This is a genomic window from Vibrio sp. Isolate30, assembly GCF_022397975.1.
In the GTDB taxonomy this organism is placed as follows: Bacteria; Pseudomonadota; Gammaproteobacteria; order Enterobacterales; family Vibrionaceae; genus Vibrio; species Vibrio fortis.
This window is the reverse complement of sequence record NZ_JAKEUS010000005.1, coordinates 114916-128759: the sequence shown is the minus strand read 5'-3', so window position 1 is coordinate 128759 and position 13844 is coordinate 114916. Positions and strand designations below refer to the sequence as shown.

Annotated in this window: 11 protein-coding genes; all 11 read left to right on the top strand. The window is 47.0% G+C overall.

The annotated features are described in order from the left end of the window. The first annotated feature begins 14 nt into the window (after positions 1-14). The 11 genes from murE to lpxC all read left to right on the top strand — a co-directional run bounded on the left by murE (position 15) and on the right by lpxC (position 13597). On the top strand, positions 15-1505 hold the full coding sequence (gene murE / locus L1D60_RS14075) for a UDP-N-acetylmuramoyl-L-alanyl-D-glutamate--2,6-diaminopimelate ligase (protein ID WP_239841599.1): 1491 nt from the start codon (positions 15-17) through the stop codon (positions 1503-1505). Further along, positions 1498-2874: a UDP-N-acetylmuramoyl-tripeptide--D-alanyl-D-alanine ligase gene (murF, locus tag L1D60_RS14070; protein ID WP_239841598.1), complete on the top strand. Its 1377-nt coding sequence runs from the start codon at positions 1498-1500 to the stop codon at positions 2872-2874. Before murE ends, murF begins: the two co-directional genes overlap by 8 nt. Beyond that, positions 2871-3953, top strand: coding sequence for a phospho-N-acetylmuramoyl-pentapeptide-transferase (gene mraY, locus L1D60_RS14065; protein ID WP_239841597.1), 1083 nt, complete (start codon positions 2871-2873; stop codon positions 3951-3953). The genes murF and mraY overlap by 4 nt, the downstream gene beginning before the upstream one ends. Positions 3954-4011: 58 nt before the next feature. Then, positions 4012-5328, top strand: a complete 1317-nt coding sequence (murD, locus tag L1D60_RS14060) for a UDP-N-acetylmuramoyl-L-alanine--D-glutamate ligase (protein WP_239841596.1) — start codon at positions 4012-4014, stop codon at positions 5326-5328. 21 nt (positions 5329-5349) lie between these two features. After that, positions 5350-6546, top strand: coding sequence for a cell division protein FtsW (gene ftsW, locus L1D60_RS14055; RefSeq protein WP_239841595.1), 1197 nt, complete (start codon positions 5350-5352; stop codon positions 6544-6546). Between the two features lie 7 nt (positions 6547-6553). After that, a complete protein-coding gene (gene murG, locus L1D60_RS14050) occupies positions 6554-7615 on the top strand; it encodes an undecaprenyldiphospho-muramoylpentapeptide beta-N-acetylglucosaminyltransferase (RefSeq protein WP_239841594.1) in 1062 nt (353 codons plus the stop codon). A 13-nt stretch (positions 7616-7628) separates the two neighbouring features. After that, positions 7629-9089 (top strand): UDP-N-acetylmuramate--L-alanine ligase, encoded by a 1461-nt coding sequence (gene murC, locus L1D60_RS14045; RefSeq protein ID WP_239841593.1) that lies wholly within the window; start codon positions 7629-7631, stop codon positions 9087-9089. A gap of 194 nt (positions 9090-9283) precedes the next feature. Beyond that, on the top strand, positions 9284-10063 hold the full coding sequence (locus L1D60_RS14040) for a cell division protein FtsQ/DivIB (RefSeq protein WP_239841592.1): 780 nt from the start codon (positions 9284-9286) through the stop codon (positions 10061-10063). Further along, the gene (gene ftsA / locus L1D60_RS14035; RefSeq protein WP_239841591.1) at positions 10056-11324 is read left to right on the top strand and encodes a cell division protein FtsA; all 1269 of its coding nucleotides are present in this window, start codon (positions 10056-10058) and stop codon (positions 11322-11324) included. The genes L1D60_RS14040 and ftsA overlap by 8 nt, the downstream gene beginning before the upstream one ends. 30 nt (positions 11325-11354) lie before the next feature. Further along, the gene (gene ftsZ, locus L1D60_RS14030) at positions 11355-12584 is read left to right on the top strand and encodes a cell division protein FtsZ (protein ID WP_239841590.1); all 1230 of its coding nucleotides are present in this window, start codon (positions 11355-11357) and stop codon (positions 12582-12584) included. A 95-nt stretch (positions 12585-12679) separates the two neighbouring features. Further along, a complete protein-coding gene (gene lpxC / locus L1D60_RS14025; protein ID WP_239841589.1) occupies positions 12680-13597 on the top strand; it encodes a UDP-3-O-acyl-N-acetylglucosamine deacetylase in 918 nt (305 codons plus the stop codon). The last annotated feature ends 247 nt before the right edge of the window (positions 13598-13844 follow it).

The following is a 13844-nucleotide window of genomic DNA, read 5'->3' as shown; positions in this document are numbered from 1 at the left end:
AATCAGGATTCGATATGAGTAATAGCCTAACACTATCTAGCTTACTGAGCCCTTGGGGGGCATTTGACTGCGCCGAGTTGGCGGAAGTGGAAGTCACGCACTTAGAGTTAGATAGCCGAGCTGTAAGTTCGGGAGACATTTTCGTTGCTGTTATTGGCCATGCCGTTGATGGACGCCGTTTTATCGATAAAGCCATCGAGTTAGGTGCCAGCGCGGTCATTGCTCAAGCGTGCGAAGAGCATGTTCATGGCAGTGTTGAGTTACGTAATGGCGTCGCTATCGCTTATGTCCAAGATCTGAATCAAGAGCTCTCTGCTCTGGCTGGTCGTGTTTATCAGTCTGACACTACTCAGCTGATTGGCGTGACAGGCACCAATGGCAAAACCACGATTACTCAGCTCATCGCTCAATGGCTTGAATTAGTTGGTCATCGTTCTGGTGTTATGGGCACGACAGGTAATGGCTTTCTTGACGACCTGCAAGCCGCAAAAAATACAACGGGTAGCGCGATAGAGATTCAACGTACGTTGAGTGAATTGGCAACTCAAGGTGCAGCGTATACCGCAATGGAAATTTCATCTCATGGTCTGGTTCAGGGGCGTGTTAAAGCCCTTAAGTTTGCCGCGGGTGTGTTTACCAACCTTAGTCGAGACCACCTTGACTACCATGGCACGATGGAAGAGTACGCGTTAGCCAAGCAGAGTCTGTTTACCAAACATCACTGTCAGCACGCCATCATTAATGCCGATGATCCAGTGGGGTTGGCGTGGTTATCTGAATTACCCGATGCAGTTGCAGTGTCGCTAAATCCTATGACTGATCGCGCCAACGCAGTGTGGGCCTCAGACGTGGCTTATGCCGAAACTGGCATCCGCATGGATTTCGATGGTGTGTGGGGCACGGGTTCACTGCAGGTACCACTGATTGGTCAATTTAATGCCTCAAATGTGTTAGTGGCGTTCGCGACACTGCTTGCTTTGGGTATTAATAAACAACAACTGGTTGAGAGCGCGCCAAGATTACAACCTGTAATTGGCCGCATGGAGTTATTCCAAGCGCCCCAAAAAGCTAAGGTTGTGGTCGATTATGCACATACGCCTGATGCACTTGAAAAAGCATTAGCAGCATTGCGCGTACACTGCTCAGGAAACTTATGGGCGATTTTTGGCTGCGGTGGCGATCGAGATAAAGGCAAGCGTCCAATGATGGCCGAGACGGCGGAACAATTCGCCGACAAGATTATTATCTCTGATGATAACCCTCGCAGCGAAGATCCGGCTGAAATCGTTAAAGACATGCTAGTGGGTCTCAAAAAGCCTCAGGCTGCCTACGTTGAGCACGACCGTTATCAAGCGGTGAAGTTTGCACTAGAGCAAGCTGGCAACAATGACATTATCCTACTGGCTGGCAAAGGCCATGAGGATTACCAAGTATTAAAAGATAAAACTGTGCACTATTCTGATCGAGAGTCCGCACTGCAATTATTAGGTATTCACAATGATTGATGTATCACTAGAACAGGTCAGTCAGGCCGTTAATGGTGAGCTAATTGAATCAGCGGGAGCTGGAAAGGCCTCCATGATTCGTACTGTATCTACAGATACGCGTACCGTTCAAAGTGGGGCGTTGTTTGTCGCTCTGGTCGGTGAGCGATTTGATGCGCACGATTTTTGTCATCAAGCAGTAGAAGCACAAGCGAGCGCGCTATTAGTCGAACGAAAACTTGACCTAAATATTACTCAAGTCGTTGTTGAGGATACTAAACTTGCTTTGGGTCAGCTGAGTGCATGGATTCATGCACAATGTGAAGTGCCAACGATGGCGATTACTGGCAGTTGTGGCAAAACCACCGTCAAAGAGATGGTGGCAAGCATCCTACAACAACGCGGTAAGGTTTTATTTACTGCAGGTAACTTCAATAATGACATTGGGGTACCGCTGACATTACTGCGCAGTGAGCCAAGTGATGACTTCGCTGTGATTGAGCTTGGTGCTAACCACATCGGTGAAATTGCTTACACAACGCAGTTGGTTAAGCCTAAAGTGGCCGTGGTGAACAACGTTGCTGCAGCACACCTCGAAGGCTTTGGCTCGATGGATGGTGTGAAGCAAGCCAAAGGTGAAATCTACCAAGGCCTCGCTGCGGGTGATACGGCGATCGTCAATTTAGAGAGTAATGGTGGCGAGTATTGGGAAGAGGTCTTGGCGGATAAGTCCGTGCTGACTTTCTCGGACGTTAACCCTCAAGCTGATTACTTTGCCGACAACGTTGAGCTTAATGAGCAAGGCGAAGCCTGTTTCATGATGCACACACCGCAAGGTGATATTGCTGTTGAGCTGGGTATTATCGGCCAACACAATGTGGCAAATGCACTTTCTGCCGCCGCATTAAGCATTCAGTTTGGTGCAAGCCTGAGCGACATCCAAACAGGATTGAAAAACTTAAACTCAGTAAAGGGCCGTGTTGAGGTTCAACAACTGAGTGAACAAATTAAGCTAATTGATGACAGCTATAACGCCAGCGTACCTGCGATGAAGGCTGCGGCAAAACTGTTATCTAGCTTTAAAGGGCAGCGTTGGCTGATTTTAGGCAATATGGCTGAATTAGGTGATGAAAGCCTTGCACTTCACCGTCAAGTCGGTGAATATGCTGCCCCATTCGCTTTTGAGCATGTACTCACTTACGGTGATGATACAAAGGTGATCAGTGAGGTCTGCAACGGCATTCACTTCGCCACGCATCAAGCGATGATCGCACATATAGAGCAGCAGTTAAGCTTGCCAAATAATGCGTCGCACACACTGTTAGTTAAAGGCGCAAACAGTGCAGGAATGAGTAAAATTGCCGCTGCTTTAAAGGAGAACTTTTCATGATTATTTGGCTTGCAGAGCTGCTACAGCCACACTTTTCGTTTTTTCGCTTGTTTGAATACCTGTCGTTTCGAGCAATCGCGAGTATTTTAACGGCTCTATGCTTGTCACTATGGATGGGACCTCGCCTTATTGAGCGTCTGCAACTGCTGCAAATTGGTCAAGTGGTTCGTAATGACGGCCCTGAATCTCACTTTAGCAAGCGTGGTACACCAACCATGGGTGGTGTGATGATCCTTGCTGCGATCATTATTACTGTTCTGTTGTGGGCTGATCTCTCTAACCCTTATGTATGGGCTGTGATGGCAGTATTAGGTGGCTATGGTGCGGTCGGTTTTGTTGATGACTATCGTAAAGTTGTACGCAAGAACACCGATGGCCTGATTGCTCGCTGGAAGTACTTTTGGCAGTCAGCAATTGCGTTGGTTGTGGCATTTGCACTGTATGCGCACGGTCAAGACACAGCAGCGACTCAGCTTGTTGTACCTTTCTTCAAAGATGTGATGCCACAGCTTGGCTTGCTCTACATTGTGTTAACGTACTTTGTTATCGTGGGTACCAGTAATGCGGTTAACCTAACAGATGGCCTAGATGGCCTAGCAATCATGCCAACAGTCATGGTGGCAGCTGGCTTTGCGGTTATTGCATGGGCAACGGGTAACGTTAACTTTGCTGAATATCTGCATATTCCATATATCCCGTTCACCTCTGAACTTGTTGTTGTATGTACAGCGATTGTCGGAGCTGGTCTTGGTTTTCTATGGTTTAACACTTACCCAGCACAAGTATTCATGGGCGATGTGGGCTCTCTAGCACTCGGTGGTGCTCTGGGTACGATCGCGGTATTGGTTCGCCAAGAGCTGGTACTGGTTATCATGGGTGGTGTGTTTGTTATGGAGACGCTATCAGTAATCTTACAGGTAGGCTCTTACAAACTGCGTGGTCAGCGTATTTTCCGCATGGCGCCAATTCACCACCACTACGAGCTTAAAGGCTGGCCAGAGCCGCGCGTTATCGTGCGCTTTTGGATCATCTCAATGGTTCTTGTTTTGATTGGTCTAGCGACATTGAAAGTTCGTTAATTCCACTGTAAGCCTCGTTAATACGGGGCTTTATCCACATTAAGAGCGTCTTGTTTAAATGGAACCTTGGCAAAATATTCAAAATGTAGTGGTTGTAGGGCTCGGTATTACCGGGCTCTCTGTCGTTAAACATCTTGCAAAATATCAGCCTCACTGCACAGTGAGAGTGATCGACACTCGTGATAATCCACCGGGTAATGAGTCACTGCCGGATGATGTTGCTCTGCACGCTGGTGGCTGGCAAAACGAGTGGTTAGCACAAGCTGACCTTGTTGTGGCAAACCCAGGCATCGCATTAGCAACACCTGAGATTCAGACGGTGTTAGCGCGCGGCGGTGCTGTTGTTGGCGATATTGAGCTGTTTGCTTGGGCGGTTGAGAAACCTGTCGTGGCAATCACGGGCTCTAACGGCAAGAGCACTGTAACAGATCTTACGGGTGTCCTTGCCAAAGCTGCTGGTCTTAAGGTGGGCGTTGGTGGCAACATTGGTGTACCGGCGCTGGATCTACTTGAACAAGATGCTGATTTCTATGTCTTAGAGCTATCGAGCTTCCAATTAGAGACGACATCGAGCCTTAAATTGGCCGCTGCAGCGTTCTTAAACCTATCTGAAGATCATATGGATCGCTATCAAGGGATGGCGGATTATCGCGATGCCAAGCGTCGAATCTTCAAACATGCTCAGTATGCACTCATAAACCGTGATGATCGCGAAACCTATCCGGATGAACCACAACAAGTCGTGACCTTTGGCTTTGATAACCAAGAGTTCGGTGTTGATGTGATTGATGGTGAGGAGTGGCTCATTGATCATGGTGCGCCAATCATCCGCAGCCAAGAGCTTACTTTGGTTGGTCGCCACAATGTATCGAATGCCTTAGTTTCTCTAGCTCTGCTTAAGCTAGCCAACATCGACTACACAAACAGTCTTGATGCATTGAAAGCATATAATGGCCTGACGCATCGTTGCCAAGTCGTCGCAGATAAGCGCGACGTGAAGTGGGTGAACGATTCTAAAGCAACCAACGTTGCCAGCACTTTAGCGGCTTTGTCTGGCCTAGAGTGTGAAGGAACTCTTTATCTACTTGTTGGTGGTGTTGGTAAAGGGGCTGACTTTAGTGAGCTGGCACCTGTACTTAACAGTGTTGCTCGTATCCAATTGTGCTGTTTTGGCGAAGATGCAGATCAGTTTATGCCGCTTCATTCATCGGCACAAAAGTTTGACACTATGCAGCAGATTATCGAAACCATCTCATCACAACTGGTGGCTGGGGATATGGTGATGCTGTCTCCTGCGTGTGCAAGCTTCGATCAGTTTAGTAATTTCATGGCAAGGGGTGATGTATTTACCGAACTTGCTCAACAGTACGCTTAATCGTTAAAGGACTGGTACCCAGTGCAGAAAGTGAGACAGCTCAACCACTCAATTTGGCAATGGCTTAACCGCTCGACGCCAGAGGCGCTTTACGATCGTCAATTGGTTTGGATCGCTCTGGGTCTTATGCTTACTGGGTTGGTGATGGTAACGTCCGCTTCGTTCCCAATCAGTGCCCGCTTAACCGATCAGCCTTTTCACTTCATGTTTCGTCATGCGGTGTTCTTGTTGCTCGCATTGGGTGTATCCAGCGTGATATTGCAAATCCCGATGAAGCGTTGGTTTCAATACAGTATGTACTTACTGGGCTTATCCTTTTTCTTACTCATAGTCGTACTGGCTGTGGGTAAGTCGGTTAACGGTGCATCCCGCTGGATCCCTTTGGGGCTATTCAACCTCCAGCCTGCCGAGGTGGCTAAACTGTCGCTGTTTATCTTTATGGCTGGTTACTTGGTTCGTAAACAAGACGAAGTGAGAAAAACCTTCTTCGGTGGTTTTGCAAAACCCATCATGGTGTTTGGCGCTTTCGCTGTTTTATTACTTGGTCAACCCGATCTCGGTACCGTCGTTGTAATGCTGGTCACTCTGTTTGGTATGCTGTTTATTGCCGGTGCCAAGCTGTCACAGTTTATTGCCTTGATGGTCGCGGGTATTGCCGCTGTCGTCGGTTTGATTGTGATAGAGCCTTATCGTGTCAGGCGTGTCACCTCATTCTGGGAACCGTGGAATGACCCGTTCGGTAGTGGTTACCAGTTAACACAATCTCTCATGGCATTTGGCCGTGGTGATTGGATGGGGCAAGGTTTAGGTAACTCGATTCAGAAACTAGAATACCTGCCAGAGGCTCACACCGACTTTGTATTTGCTGTACTGGCAGAAGAGCTCGGTTTTGTAGGCGTGACCTTGGTATTGATGTTGATCTTCAGTCTGGTTCTCAAAGCTATTTTTATTGGCAAGAAAGCCTTTGAAAACGATCAGGTGTTTAGCGGGTATCTCGCTTTTGGTATCGGTATCTGGTTTGCGTTCCAAACTCTGGTTAACGTTGGTGCTGCATCGGGAATCGTGCCGACTAAAGGTCTGACGCTGCCACTGATCAGTTACGGTGGCTCCAGTTTGATCATCATGTCAGTCGCTGTGTCTATGTTGCTGCGGATTGACCATGAATGTCGCCTAATAGAACAACAAGATGCTGAGCATCAAAACGAATTGAATGAATAGTAACAGCATGAAAAAGAACAAAAGATTATTAGTGATGGCAGGTGGTACCGGCGGTCACGTCTTCCCTGGTTTGGCTGTGGCGAAAAAGCTTCAACAACAAGGGTGGGAAATTCGCTGGCTAGGTACAGCTGATCGTATGGAAGCGGATCTGGTACCGAAGCACGGTATTGAGATTGATTTCATTAAGGTGAAAGGGCTGCGCGGGCAAGGTATTGCTAAGTTAATTAAAGCGCCTTTCCAAATTATTAATGCCATACTTCAAGCAAAGCAACACATTAAGGCATGGCAGCCAGATGTGGTGCTGGGTATGGGCGGCTACGTGAGTGGTCCGGGTGGCATCGCGGCTTGGTTATCAGGCATTCCTGTGGTGCTGCATGAGCAGAATGCAGTAGCGGGTTTGACTAACCAATGGCTGTCTAAGATCGCAAAAAAGGTATTTCAAGCGTTTCCGGGAGCATTCCCGACGGCAGACGTGGTTGGCAACCCAGTACGTGAAGATGTCGTTGCTCTGCCAGAGCCAAGTGAGCGTATGGCGGAACGCAAAGGCGATATTCGTATCCTTGTGATGGGCGGTAGCCAAGGCGCTAAGATCCTCAACGATACACTGCCTGTAGCAATGGGTCAGCTTGGTGAAGGCTTCACCGTGATGCACCAAGCAGGCAAGAACAATCAGCAGCAAGTTATTGAACAGTATAATTCTCATTCTGTGAGCAATGTTCAAGTGACTGAATTTATTGATGATGTAGCGCAAGCTTACGCATGGGCAGATCTATTAGTGTGTCGTTCAGGTGCGCTAACAGTGTCAGAAGTCTCTGCGGCAGGTGTGGGCTCGATCTTCGTGCCTTTTATGCATAAAGATCGCCAACAGGCTCTGAATGCCGATCACTTGGTTGATTGCGGTGCTGCGTTGATGATTGAACAGCCAGAGTTGACGGCAGAAAAGCTGGCAAACACCATTGCTCAGCTAGATAGAAATGAATTAAAAACGATGGCAACAAAGGCACGCCAAGCAGCTAAGCTGGACGCTGATGTGACCGTCGCTAAAGCCATTCAAGCTTTAGCAAAATAACGAGATAAATTTGATGACGATTGAACATACGCAAGACTTAGCGCAGATCCGAGCAATGGTGCCAGAGATGCGCCGAGTGAAATCTATCCACTTCATCGGTATTGGTGGAGCAGGTATGAGCGGGATTGCTGAAGTCTTGCTAAATGAAGGCTATCAGATTACAGGTTCTGACATTGCTCAAAACCCAGTAACAGAGCGTTTGGTTAGCAAGGGCGCAACAGTCTACATTGGCCATCAAGAAAGCAATGTTGCCAATGCAAGCGTAGTTGTGGTTTCAACTGCGATTAACGAAGAGAACCCAGAAATTGTTGCTGCTCGTGAAGCGCGCACACCTATTGTTCGCCGCGCTGAAATGCTCGCAGAGCTAATGCGCTTCCGCCACGGTATTGCTGTGGCAGGTACGCACGGCAAAACAACCACAACGGCACTGGTTACACAGATTTACTCTGAAGCAGGTCTTGATCCAACGTTCGTTAACGGCGGCTTGGTGAAGAGCGCAGGCACGAATGCGCGATTAGGTTCTAGTCGTATTTTGATTGCAGAGGCTGATGAGAGCGACGCTTCATTCTTGCACCTGCAACCTATGGTCAGCATTGTGACCAACATCGAAGCCGACCACATGGATACTTACGGTGGTGATTTCGAGACCCTTAAACAGACCTTTATTGATTTCCTACATAACCTACCGTTCTACGGTCAGGCTGTGATGTGTGTTGATGATCCAGTCGTGCGTGAGCTGATTCCTCAAGTTAGCCGCCAAGTGATCACATATGGCTTCTCTGAAGATGCCGATGTGCGCATCGAGAACTATCGCCAAGAAGGCCAACAAGGCAAATTCACTGTGGTACGTGAAGGCAAAGCTAACCTCGATATCACGCTGAACATCCCGGGTCGTCACAACGCATTGAATGCATCGGCTGCAATTGCCGTGGCAACAGAAGATGACATCAGTGATGAAGCGATCTTAAAAGCGATGGCGGGTACTCAAGGTACTGGTCGCCGTTTTGATCATTTAGGTGAGTACGAAACGGGTAAAGGTGTCGCGATGTTGGTGGATGATTACGGTCATCACCCAACAGAGGTGGACGTGACAATTCAAGCTGCACGCAGTGGTTGGGAAGATAAGCGTCTAGTGATGATATTCCAACCGCACCGTTATAGCCGCACGCGCGATCTGTTCGATGACTTTGCTAACGTACTTGAGCAGGTTGATGTTTTAATCTTGCTTGATGTGTACTCAGCGGGTGAGAAACCAATTGCTGGTGCTGATGGTCGTGCTCTAAGCCGAACGATTCGCGGGCGTGGTAAAATTGACCCTATTTTCGTGCCAGACATTACTGCACTTCCTTCGACATTAGCCAATGTTATTCAAGGCGGTGATTTAGTGTTAACGCAAGGTGCGGGCGATGTTGGCCGCGTAGCGAAACAGTTAGAAGCGCTGCAGTTAGACATTAATAAAATGCAGAGCGCTTAATAGAATAAGTTCTCACATACTGTGGTCGAGCGCTCACTTCTTGCGCTTGACCCAAATTTAACCAAAAATCTGATTATCAACGTTTGATAGTTTGATTTTGCTCAGTATAATTCATAGGTTAAAGTAAGTGCTTTTACCTCTATTACGAAAAGATAGGGAATAGAATTGCGAACCAACGACAGGGACTGCGGGTTTTGGTAGAAAGTACTTTCAGCGAAAACCGCCACCTATTCAGCTTACCATCACTAAAGAAACACGCCCTTGGTGGTTCTTTTCTGATTTTGGTAGTGCTTTTCATTGGGTTTCTTTTCTATACCACTCTGAGTTGGATGTGGGACGATCAGCGATTGCCCCTCTCTAAAATTGTACTTCAAGGCGACTTAACATATGTCTCCGCCAGTGATGTTCAGCATGCTTTTAGCCAGCTTGAACACATTGGAACCTTCATGTCACAAGACATTGATGTGTTACAAGACAGTTTAGAGGCACTTCCTTGGGTATCTGTTGTCTCTATTCGTAAGCAATGGCCTGACACGATTAAAGTTTTTTTGACTGAGCACCAAGCTGCCGCGATTTGGAACGGCAACATGCTGCTAAACGAAAACGGCGATGTGTTTAATGGAGATATAGGCCAACTTGAAGGTGACAGAGTTAAACTCTATGGCCCTCAAGATTCGAGTCAAGAAGTGATCGCCAAATGGCGTCAGATCACCCCGCTTATTAATAGTGTGGGATTGAGTGTCACTTCATTGGTTCTGAATGAACGCAGAGCGTGGCAAATCATCCTAGACAACGGCATTCGCCTAGAGCTAGGAAAAGATTCTTTAGACGAGCGTGTTGAGCGCTTTATTTCGCTTTATAACGAGTTAGGTGATAAAGCGAATCGAGTGAGCTACATCGACCTCAGGTATGATACGGGAGCCGCTGTAGGTTGGTTTCCAAAGCAAGAGTTAGAAGAGAGTACAGATGACTAAGGCCGCAGATGACAACATAATTGTTGGTCTTGATATAGGCACTGCAACCATATCAGCTCTAGTAGGTGAGGTACTGCCTGATGGTCAAATCAATATCATTGGATCTGGGCAGAGCCCATCCAGAGGTATGGATAAAGGCGGTGTTAACGACCTAGAGTCGGTAGTGAAATCGGTTCAGCGTGCCATTGATCAAGCGGAACTGATGGCTGAATGCCAAATCAGCAATGTATTTATCTCACTATCGGGTAAGCACATCGCAAGCCGAATTGAAAAAGGCATGGGCACAATCTCAGACGAGGAAGTGTCACAAGACGATATGGACCGAGCAATCCATACCGCGAAATCAATTAAAATAGGTGATGAGCAGAGAATTCTGCACGTGATTCCACAAGAATTTACCATCGATTATCAAGAGGGCATTAAGAACCCGCTTGGTCTATCTGGGGTTCGAATGGAAGTGAGCGTTCACCTGATTTCTTGCCACAGTGATATGGCGAGAAACATTATTAAAGCTGTTGAACGATGTGGTCTTACTGTAGAGCAGATCGTGTTTTCAGGGCTTGCCTCAAGTAATGCGGTAATCACTGAAGACGAGAGAGAGCTTGGAGTATGTGTGGTCGATATTGGTGCAGGGACGATGGATATTTCCATTTGGACCGGTGGTGCCCTACGACACACAGAAGTCTTTTCCTATGCAGGAAATGCGGTAACCAGTGACATTGCCTTCGCATTCGGTACACCAGTGAGTGATGCCGAAGAGATCAAAGTAAATCATGGTTGCGCTCTGAGTGAACTCGTAAGCAAGGATGACTCAGTTAACGTCCCAAGTGTGGGTGGTCGACCATCTCGTAGTTTGCAAAGACAAACACTCTCAGAGGTGATTGAACCACGTTACACAGAATTAATGGGGCTTGTTAACCAAACTATTGATACTGTTCAACTACAGTTAAGAGATGAAGGTATTAAACATCATCTTGCTGCCGGGGTGGTTTTGACCGGTGGTGCTGCACAGATTGAAGGATTAGTAGAGTGTGCGGAACGTGTTTTCCGCAATCAAGTTCGAGTGGGTAAGCCGTTAGAAGTTAGTGGCTTAACCGATTATGTTAAAGAGCCGTATCATTCTACGGCGGTTGGTTTACTTCATTACGCAAGAGACTGCCAAATAAGCGATGAAGGTGATTACAGCGAACCAAAGCGTAGCGCACCTTCGATGACAGGTTTATTTGGTAAATTGCGTAATTGGATACAAAAAGAGTTTTAACCTGAGTTGCAGGAAAAACGGAGATAACACATGTTTGAACCGATGATGGAAATGTCTGACGATGCAGTAATTAAAGTCGTTGGAGTTGGTGGCGGTGGCGGTAACGCTGTTGAGCACATGGTACGTGAGTCAATTGAAGGTGTTGAGTTCATTAGCGTAAACACTGATGCTCAAGCACTTCGCAAAACGAGCGTGAGCAGCGTGATCCAAATTGGTGGTGACATCACTAAGGGTCTAGGCGCTGGTGCAAACCCACAAGTTGGCCGTGATGCAGCTCTCGAAGACCGAGAAAGAATTAAAGAAGTTCTGACTGGCGCCGATATGGTATTTATCGCAGCTGGTATGGGTGGTGGTACAGGTACTGGTGCTGCTCCGGTGATTGCTGAAGTAGCAAAAGAGCTGGGCGTACTAACAGTCGCTGTTGTAACTAAACCATTTAGCTTCGAAGGTAAAAAGCGTTTAGCGTTTGCTGAGCAAGGTATTGAAGAGCTATCTAAACATGTGGATTCACTGATTACGATTCCAAATGAGAAGCTACTTAAAGTACTTGGTCGTGGTGTAACACTACTAGAAGCATTCGCAAGCGCGAACGATGTTCTAAAGAACGCGGTTCAAGGTATTGCTGAGCTAATTACTCGCCCTGGTATGATTAACGTCGACTTTGCGGACGTACGCACTGTAATGTCGGAAATGGGTCATGCAATGATGGGTAGCGGCATCGCGAAAGGCGAAGACCGTGCAGAGGAAGCGGCGGAAACGGCAATTTCTAGCCCATTACTAGAAGACATCGACCTAGCGGGTGCGCGTGGTGTGCTTGTTAACATCACAGCTGGCCTAGACATGCGTCTAGACGAGTTCGAAACCGTAGGTAACACAGTTAAGGCATTTGCTTCTGATAACGCAACAGTCGTGATTGGTACTTCTCTAGACCCAGATATGACGGACGAAATCCGTGTAACTGTTGTTGCAACAGGTATCGGTACAGAGAGAAAGCCAGACATTACACTAGTTGCTGGTGGTAAAGCTAAGGTTGCACCAACTCCTCAACCACAAGTAGCGCCGCAAGCGGCACCAAAAGTGGAAGAGAAAGTGGCACAGCCATTGCAAGAAAAAACTGAGGTTAAACCTCAAGTGAAACCACAGCCAACAACGTCACCTGTTTCTTCAGGTACAGGCGCTAGCCAAAGTGCAGCACCTAAGCCAGAGAAAGAGAGTGGGTACTTAGATATTCCAGCATTCTTACGACGTCAGGCTGATTAACAAACAACCAATATTTGACTATAGTCAATTTAGTGGTAAAATTTGCGGTCGGTAAATACTGGCCGTGATTTGTAGCACTGATAAGAGGCAGGCAGATGATCAGACAACGTACTCTGAAAGAAATTGTGAAAACAACTGGTGTGGGCCTCCACTCCGGTCGTAAAGTCACACTTACTCTTCGCCCGGCAGCTGCAAATACAGGCATTGTATATCGTCGTACAGATGTAAGCCCTCCTGTAGATTTTCCAGCTGATCCAGCATCAGTTCGTGACACTATGTTGTGTACAGCGCTTGTAAACGATGCAGGCGTGCGTATCTCAACAGTTGAGCACTTGAATGCAGCATTAGCAGGTATGGGCATCGACAACATCATTGTTGAAGTAGATGCTCCTGAGATTCCAATTATGGACGGTAGCGCAAGCCCGTTTGTATATCTACTGCAACAAGCCGGTGTGGAAACTCAAAATGCAGCGAAGCGTTTTATTCGTATCAAAAAGCCAGTACGTTTTGAAGACGGTGATAAATGGGCAGAATTTGTACCATTTAACGGCTTCCGTATGGACTTCGAGATCGACTTCAACCACCCAGCGATTGAAGCAGATGAGCAGCGCCTTCTGTTTGACTTCTCTTCACAAGGTTTTGTTAAAGAGATTTCTCGCGCTCGTACCTTTGGTTTTATGCGTGACATCGAATACCTACAATCTCAGAACCTAGTTCTAGGTGGTAGTTTTGATAACGCTATCGTGCTTGATGAGTACCGTATTCTTAACGAAGAAGGTCTTCGTTTTGATAATGAATTTGTTACTCACAAAGTGCTGGATGCGATTGGTGACCTTTACATGTGTGGACACGCTATCATTGGTGAGTTCCGTGCATACAAATCAGGTCACGGCCTTAATAACCAACTTCTACGTGCAGTTCTTGCTGATGCAGAAGCTTGGGAGTGGGCAACCTTCGAAGAAGAAGCAGGTTCTCCAGTTGCATTTGCAGAGCCAGGAATGGTTCTGGCGTAAAACTGCAATCAAAGATTTTAAAAACCAGGCAATACGCCTGGTTTTTTTGTATCTGTAATAAAGCTAAAGTGCGATAAAGCATTGGAATACTCGCTCGACTTGCCTTGAGGTTGTTTATTCCATCGGCAATTGGTAATAAAAGTTCAAACCACATCAAACAAATGACCTCATAAATGGTCGTTGAGGTGAAAATTACTTACACTAGATGCCAATAATTTTAACTCAAGCCTTGAAAACTCTACTCTCC

Coding starts and splice junctions, on each gene's coding strand:
- murC (WP_239841593.1), top strand. CDS start 7,629: ATGACGATTGAACATACGCAAGACTTAGCGCAGATCCGAGCAATGGTG.
- murE (WP_239841599.1), top strand. CDS start 15: ATGAGTAATAGCCTAACACTATCTAGCTTACTGAGCCCTTGGGGGGCA.
- murD (WP_239841596.1), top strand. CDS start 4,012: ATGGAACCTTGGCAAAATATTCAAAATGTAGTGGTTGTAGGGCTCGGT.
- murF (WP_239841598.1), top strand. CDS start 1,498: ATGATTGATGTATCACTAGAACAGGTCAGTCAGGCCGTTAATGGTGAG.
- lpxC (WP_239841589.1), top strand. CDS start 12,680: ATGATCAGACAACGTACTCTGAAAGAAATTGTGAAAACAACTGGTGTG.
- ftsA (WP_239841591.1), top strand. CDS start 10,056: ATGACTAAGGCCGCAGATGACAACATAATTGTTGGTCTTGATATAGGC.
- murG (WP_239841594.1), top strand. CDS start 6,554: ATGAAAAAGAACAAAAGATTATTAGTGATGGCAGGTGGTACCGGCGGT.
- mraY (WP_239841597.1), top strand. CDS start 2,871: ATGATTATTTGGCTTGCAGAGCTGCTACAGCCACACTTTTCGTTTTTT.
- ftsZ (WP_239841590.1), top strand. CDS start 11,355: ATGTTTGAACCGATGATGGAAATGTCTGACGATGCAGTAATTAAAGTC.